This is a genomic window from Roseovarius sp. D0-M9 (assembly GCF_037083805.1).
In the GTDB taxonomy this organism is placed as follows: domain Bacteria; phylum Pseudomonadota; class Alphaproteobacteria; order Rhodobacterales; family Rhodobacteraceae; genus Roseovarius.
Window position 1 is genome coordinate 1 of record NZ_JBAPKZ010000077.1, and the last position, 6,480, is coordinate 6,480.

General features: G+C 61.3%; 7 protein-coding genes and 1 pseudogene. 7 read left to right on the plus strand and 1 reads right to left on the minus strand.

Going from position 1 to position 6,480, the window contains the following annotated elements; genetic code table 11:
* Nucleotides 1-108: 108 nt before the first annotated feature.
* Nucleotides 109-777: pseudogene (locus tag V8352_RS21005) on the minus strand (tyrosine-type recombinase/integrase); the annotation flags it as partial.
* A 156-nt stretch (nt 778-933) separates the two neighbouring features.
* Between V8352_RS21005 and V8352_RS21010 the strand changes: the two are divergent.
* The 7 genes from V8352_RS21010 (at nt 934) to V8352_RS21040 (ending at nt 6,317) form a co-directional block, all read left to right on the plus strand.
* A complete protein-coding gene (locus V8352_RS21010) occupies nt 934-1,836 on the plus strand; it encodes a DUF1403 family protein (RefSeq protein ID WP_336426215.1) in 903 nt (300 codons plus the stop codon).
* 2 nt (nt 1,837-1,838) lie between these two features.
* Nucleotides 1,839-2,450: an SMC-Scp complex subunit ScpB gene (gene scpB / locus V8352_RS21015; RefSeq protein WP_336426216.1), complete on the plus strand. Its 612-nt coding sequence runs from the start codon at nt 1,839-1,841 to the stop codon at nt 2,448-2,450.
* Nucleotides 2,451-3,317: 867 nt separating this feature from the next.
* Nucleotides 3,318-4,322, plus strand: coding sequence for an alpha/beta fold hydrolase (locus V8352_RS21020; protein WP_336426217.1), 1,005 nt, complete (start codon nt 3,318-3,320; stop codon nt 4,320-4,322).
* A 373-nt stretch (nt 4,323-4,695) separates the two neighbouring features.
* On the plus strand, nt 4,696-4,878 hold the full coding sequence (locus V8352_RS21025; protein ID WP_336426218.1) for a hypothetical protein: 183 nt from the start codon (nt 4,696-4,698) through the stop codon (nt 4,876-4,878).
* Between the two features lie 142 nt (nt 4,879-5,020).
* Nucleotides 5,021-5,275 (plus strand): hypothetical protein, encoded by a 255-nt coding sequence (locus tag V8352_RS21030; protein WP_336426219.1) that lies wholly within the window; start codon nt 5,021-5,023, stop codon nt 5,273-5,275.
* Nucleotides 5,206-5,853 carry a hypothetical protein gene (locus tag V8352_RS21035; RefSeq protein WP_336426220.1) on the plus strand — a complete coding sequence of 216 codons (648 nt, stop codon included), beginning with the start codon at nt 5,206-5,208 and terminating at the stop codon, nt 5,851-5,853. The genes V8352_RS21030 and V8352_RS21035 overlap by 70 nt, the downstream gene beginning before the upstream one ends.
* A complete protein-coding gene (locus V8352_RS21040; RefSeq protein WP_336426221.1) occupies nt 5,808-6,317 on the plus strand; it encodes a hypothetical protein in 510 nt (169 codons plus the stop codon). The genes V8352_RS21035 and V8352_RS21040 overlap by 46 nt, the downstream gene beginning before the upstream one ends.
* Nucleotides 6,318-6,480: the final 163 nt, after the last annotated feature.

Genomic DNA, 6,480 nt, shown 5'->3' on the forward strand with positions numbered 1-6,480 from the left:
CAACGATGACGGTGAGACGGCGATGATCGCCGCTCAGTGAACGAGCAACACCGGCTATGAAGAAGCAGGTGGACGCCAGTTCCTACACCACTTCCCGGGGCACTACCCGTCCTTGTGCACATCGAGGCTGACGATTTCCGAGCGGCGCAAGCCCCCTGCATAGCCAAGGAGCAGGATGGCCCGATCCCGCAGCCCCCGCAGGTCGAAACCCAGTGTGGCGACCATCGCGAGAATGTCCTCGGCCAGAATCGCCTCCTTCTGCACCGGTGGCCGCCCGTGCTTGCGTTTGATCCCGGCCAGCACCGTCGTGATGTGGCGGTTCTTGCGATCCAGCGTGAAACCGCGCTGCGCATAGTTCCAGGCGAGGCCGGAGAGGCGACGCTCGATCGTGCTCACCGAGAGGGGCCGGGACGCAGACGACGATCCGAACGCGGACGGCGGTCCGGGCGCGGACTGCGATGGGTTTGAGCCGGCGGCCAGATCGGCGAGGTAAAGCCCGATCATCTCGGGCGAGGGGGGCAGGGGGTCCACGCCCTTCATCCGGCACCAGCGCGCAAAATGGGCCCAGTCCGTGGCATAGGCCTTGAGCGTGTTGTCGGAGGCCGCGGCACGGGCGTAGTCGCGGGCGGTATCGACCAGGCGATCAAGCGTGCCGGAGCCTGCCATATGTGCGGGCAGGGCGATGCCTTCAGGTTTCCGTTGATTTTTCGCGCCAAACGGAGCATCATCTTGGCTATCAGGTGCTGATGAAGCTGGCTTCTCGTGATCTGAGTCCATTTTTCCCCAAAAATTTGGTAATTCTGAGACTGAAACACAACATATTCATTCATGTCTGATAATGCAAACTTATTGGACATATCAGGAAACAGCAAGGCGGGGCGTTTTGGGTGCTATTTGGTGGCATAAAGCGCCGCGACGATGTAGGCTCGTGGCATGACATTTGCTCGGCATGATCCCATCAACGACGCTGAGACCCTACCCCGGATGCCGTCCTGGGTCACCTCGGCGCGGGTCGAAGGGCTTGAAGATGTGGCGTTTTTGTCGGGTGCGGCGCTCAGCCACCTAGATCTGATGTTAGGGCGGGCAGATGTCCCCCACGCCTTGGTGCGGGACCGCCTGGCTCTGCGGGCCGCAGAGGCCTGCGTGAGGGTCGAAGGACGGCCCGAACGCGTGGCAGAGTTGCGCGATGCCGTGCATTTGCTGCGCCCCGATGACCTGCCCGGCCCGGCGGGGGAGACCTGCCTTGCGTGGCGACATGCGGTGGCACGCCCGATCTCGATCCAGGCACTGCACCGGGCCCTGGCGGGGGTGGAGGCCGAGAAGATCGCAGGGTGGCTCGACGGGTGCGACCCGCGCGGCGCGGGGACAGGCGCACCCGTGACCCGGGCCGCCACGGTGCTCGAGGCCGTTCTGGCGGAAGCACCACGCGCGGAGGTGACCGGGTTGATCCTCGCGGAGGCCGCGCTGGCGCAGACGCTTGGCTGGACTCACCTGGGTCCCCTCCTCGCCGCCGGATTGAAACGCACCGACCTGCGCAAGCGTGGAGACGACCTGCGCCTGGCCTGTCATCGCGCGGTGACCGCCTCGGCTCTCGAGGCCGTGCGTCTCGCCGCTGATCTTGCGCGCCGTGCTGCTCACCTGAAGGCGGTCGCGCCGAAACTGCGCGCCAAGGGGGCGGGCGAGGCGGTCGAGATGTTTCTGAGCTGCGATGCCGTCGCGCCTACGGCTCTGCCTTTGCCGGACCGGGCCGCCCGGCGGCTGTGTGACCGGCTGGTCAAGCTGGGCGTGGTGCGAGAGCTGACAGGCCGCGACACCTCCCGACTCTACGGGGTGTAGCGATGGTCAAGGACCGACCCGAGCCAGAGCTCGACCGCGACCTGGCCGACCTGCCGCCGGAGCTGCGTTGGCGGGAATGGATGCGCCGGATCGAGGCCGTGCTGTTTGCCTCGGCCTCGCCGGTGCCGCGCGAGGACCTGGCGCGGATCGTGGGGCAGGGGGCGTCGGTCGATCTGCTGGTTGAGGACTTGGCCACCGATCTCGAAGGCCGGGCCTTTGACGTCGCCAAGGTGGCCGGCGGCTGGATGTTTCGGACGCGGGTCGCTTACGCGCCTGTGATCCGGGTCGCAGCAGATGTGGGCGACGACCTTCTTGACCTGAAAGAGGTCGACGTCGCGGTGCTGGCCGCCATCGCCTATCACCAGCCGATCACCCGAGACGGGCTCAAGGATATCTTCGGCAAGGAGATCAGCCGGGACCTGATCGCGCGGCTTCATGCGCGCGGGTTGATCGGGACCGGGCCGCGGTCGCCACGGCGCGGCGCGCCCTACACCTTCGTGACCACCGAGCAGCTCCTGGTCGCGTTCGATCTGGAGAGCTTGCGGGATCTTCCGGATCGGGAGCAGCTGGAGGATGCAGGTGTGAGTGCAGTGGGACAAGCGGAGCACATCTGAGGCCCTCGCTTTCCTGACCTGAACCCTGGATCGGGACCGTTTGAAGTGAGAGTTCTCCGCTACAATTCGTGGTTGGAGAGGGGGGAATCACATGAAGGCATCGAGGGTTTCCGACGCGTAAGGCATGTCATCCGGCGAAAGATCTGAAGTCCCTCTCTCACGCATGCGATCGGATGCGCGGTTCAGTGATCGCGGCGAGGAGTTGGTCGCAACGCTGGATCGGGTGTTCCGTGGAACTGGCTATCTGAAGGCGGTCCACATCACACTGCTGCGCTCATGCTTTGTAGAACGGATGAACGACGTTCACGACTATCGTGGACGTCTTCACACCCTCCCCACCCAGAGTGAGTGCCGGAGGCTTGTGTGGCGTGAATGGGCTCGGGTCCGAAAGGATCTGGTGGCCCGCGACAGCCAGAACGGGGGACGGCATACAGCCGGCGCCGTGTCATCAGCCTCGTCATATTGCCCGCAAGGGCATGAGGGCGGGGATAAGAGGTTTCGAGGGCAACACGCGGCAGGCCCGGTCAGGGCCCACACGGCCTGACCATGGGATCCCCGGGGGTGCTGTTCACCCCGGGCCTGATTACATGCCGTATCTATGATGCGAAATGATCAAGTCTGAATGAGCGACTTGCGTGATTTATTCCGAACCATTTGCGCTACCGCCGAGAAAGGCCCGGCGAAACGCGGCATTTGCTTCCGATGCAAATTCGCCGCATGATCAAGCCAAAGCGTGACGTCTTTCAGCTGAAATTTCAGGCAAAGGCGTGACCTGCGCAACACCCATGCGTTGCGCAGCGGTTCTTCAAAGGTTGCGGTTCAGCCTTGGCGGACTGCTTTGGCCCAGGGCAAGAAGGAGATGCCACCATGTCAGAACTGCAATACCTCGAAGTCCCCGACCTGATGTTGCAAAAGGGCGGCATCCTGCCGAAGGCGCGGCTGGCATGGCGCAGCATCGGTGAATTGAATGCCGCGCGTGACAATGCCGTTCTGGTGCCCTCATGGTATACTGGGAACGACGACACCAGCGAGATGTTTTTCACCGGCGAACAACGCGCGCTCGATCCCTCGAAGTATTTCATCATTCTAACCAATCTTCTTGGCAATGGCAGGTCCTCTTCACCCTCGAACACTCCGGCACCGCAAGAACGTAGCAGGTTCCCGACCGTCACCTATCACGACAATGTGGCCTTGCAGCACAAGCTAGTCACCGAAGTGCTGGGTATCGAGCGGCTGCGCCTGGTGACGGGCTGGTCCATGGGGGCGGCCCAGACATATCAATGGGCGGCACAATACCCGGATGCTGTCGAGGCGGCCGTCCCCATCGCGGGCTCGGCGCGCTGCGCATCCTATAATGCGGTTTTCCTTTATTCCTTGCGGCGCACGCTGATGCTCGACCCGGTGTTCGAACAAGGCTTCTATTCGCGCCCCCCGATCGAGGGACTTAAAGCGTTTGCCACTATCTACGCAGGCTGGGGCGTCTCCGAGCCCTTTTTCCGTGAAAAGGCCTATTCCGCCTTCGGTGCAGATGACCACGCGGATTTCGTCGCGAACTTCTGGGAGCCGTTCTTTCTGCAACATGATGCAAATGACCTGCTTGCGATGCTGCGGACTTGGGAGCTGGGCGACATCTCTGACAGCACCGCCTACGAGGGCGACCTCGAGGCAGCGCTGGCGGGTATCAAGGCGCGGCTCATTACCGTCCCCGTGGACAACGACCGCTATTTCCCCCCCGTCGACGAGGAATATGCTACCTCGAAGATCCCCAATGGCGAATGCCGCACGGTCAATTCCATCTGGGGCCATATGGCACCGATGAACTTGGACAACGCCGAGGTCTTCGACAATATCCTGCGCGAAGCTCTGGGCTGATCCGGGCCCCTGCGCTGGCTCCTGTCTGACGACGGACACCGAACCACCAGCGGACTCATGAAGCAATCCCGTTTCACCGTCAGACCCGGATGGTGTGGATAGCTTCTGCTCCACCCGGCGTCGCAATGCGCCGTACTGCAGGTGTTATCGACTGCTTATGGCAGGAGCTGCCCAATGCAGGTTACAATTGTCGGCCTTGATTTGGCCAAGAATATCTTTCAGGTCCAGGGCGTGAGTGAGAATGGCGAAGTCGCTTTCAATCAAGCTCTGTGACCCGCGCACCTGAGGCATTGACCACTCGTCGCAGCCTTGGATCCGTCGCCCTTGACGCCTACAGAGTTCGGCTAGCCGAAGGCCGAAGAAGCGCCAGAGTGTGGGATTTCGGTGTGTCGTGGGCGAGGATCCGGTGATCTGGACGAGTGATAGCAGCGCGGTCGCCAAGCTGAACGGCATCATCATTCCACTTCAAAGCAAAGGCGGTGGCACTTACGCCACGCCCGGCAAAACGATGACCATTCGCAACGTGGATGATCCCGATTGGCGCGGCGGTGCCTAATTGGTGTTCTCTCGGGAGCGGGGCCAAACGGTTGAGCCTTGTGGATTTGACCACGTTTGTTAGCGAGCCAGCACCGTCTCTCATCATCGTCTCGAACAGTTGAATGTGGTCAATCAGGACCACGGAGCAGAAGGAAGAGAGCATGGAAACGGTATCACACGATTGGATAATCGGCATAGATGTCAGCCGCGATTGGCTGGACATTTATTGTTTATCAGATGGACAGCGATTGCGATTGCCAAACACGGCTGCGGGACATGCGCGGCTTGTCGATCTGGCAAAGCCAGTCTCCGCACTGGTTTGTTTTGAGGCCACTGGTGGTCAAGAATGGCGTTTGTGGTCAGCCCTCGACGCCGCCAAAATCGCAACACGGCAATTGTTTCCGGCGGCAGCGTGATCGGCGCAATCTATGCGGCCAACAGTGATCCGGTTCCGGCGTTCGAGGCGCGCGTGCGCGGTCATCTCGCGCGCGGCTTGGTACGTCCTGCAATCCGAAAGGTATTCACGACAACCGAAGGGCTCCGCGCGCTATACTGTCTGGCCTTGCTCGTTCCGACCAATCTTTTTCTTTCGGCGGTCTCGCTTGCAGGCGATTTGTTGTCGCGTATTCTGCCGCCGTCGCAGCGACGGCGCTGGCGACCCGAGAAACTGCATGCTCCGTTCCGTCGCTTCGCCAGCCGAACGACGATCCTGCGCCGCGTGTTCGAGGACGATGTTTTCGAAGGACGGCGTCTGCGGGACCTGCCTGCGAATACGCCCTTACCGATCGTCAACGCGGCCGATCTCCGGACCGGTTCGGCGTTCTATTTTTCCCAGCAGAGTTCGGGATCCTGCGGCTCGGAGAGCTGGCAGACAAGGATGTCACGCTTGCCCACGCGGTTGTCGCTTCGGCCGCCTATCCGGCGCTCTTGCCGGCCCTCGATGAAATCATGCCGTTCAACAAAAAGGACGGAATTCGCCGTGAGGAACGCGTGAGTCTGACGGACGGCGGCGTCTACGATAATCTCGGACTGGCACCGTTGTGGCCGGACCGCGATCCGCAAATCAGCCTCAATGTGACGGCAGTCGATACCATTATTTGTTGCCGAGCCGGCTTCGGTCCGCGGTTCGACCCGCCGACACAGTTTCTTCCCGCACGCATGAAGAGTGTCTTCTACTGCGTCCATGACAGAGCCCAGAATGCCGCAACCAAACGGCTCTTCGACATGCTGGACATGAAGAAGCTGAAGAGGGCTTTGATGCCGTGTCTCGGGCAGAACGACAGCCGCCAGATGTACCCACCGGACGACCTCGTTAGCCGTGAAGATGTATTCAATTATCCGACCGACTTCTCGGCCATGTCCGAAGACTGGATCGATCGAATCAGCCGCCGGGGCGAACAGCTGACAAGGGCGCTCATCCGTGAGCACCATCCAGAACTTCTGGAGAAAGCCGCATAACCGCGAACGGCAAACAAAGTCCAAGGCGCCCTCCTGCAACCAAAATATAACGCGTTACAGCGTCGCCATTGACGATTGAATCGCAGGAGATTCCCACGGGACCTTTTTTCTGATTCATTCTCCTTGGGGAGGGTGTTGGATGAGCAATTCACTTTCGATGGAC

Excerpts from the sequence above, each read along its gene's own strand:
- V8352_RS21010 (WP_336426215.1), top strand. The coding sequence starts at position 934 with ATGACATTTGCTCGGCATGATCCCATCAACGACGCTGAGACCCTACCC.
- scpB (WP_336426216.1), top strand. The coding sequence starts at position 1,839 with ATGGTCAAGGACCGACCCGAGCCAGAGCTCGACCGCGACCTGGCCGAC.
- V8352_RS21020 (WP_336426217.1), top strand. The coding sequence starts at position 3,318 with ATGTCAGAACTGCAATACCTCGAAGTCCCCGACCTGATGTTGCAAAAG.
- V8352_RS21030 (WP_336426219.1), top strand. The coding sequence starts at position 5,021 with ATGGAAACGGTATCACACGATTGGATAATCGGCATAGATGTCAGCCGC.
- V8352_RS21035 (WP_336426220.1), top strand. The coding sequence starts at position 5,206 with ATGGCGTTTGTGGTCAGCCCTCGACGCCGCCAAAATCGCAACACGGCA.
- V8352_RS21040 (WP_336426221.1), top strand. The coding sequence starts at position 5,808 with ATGCCGTTCAACAAAAAGGACGGAATTCGCCGTGAGGAACGCGTGAGT.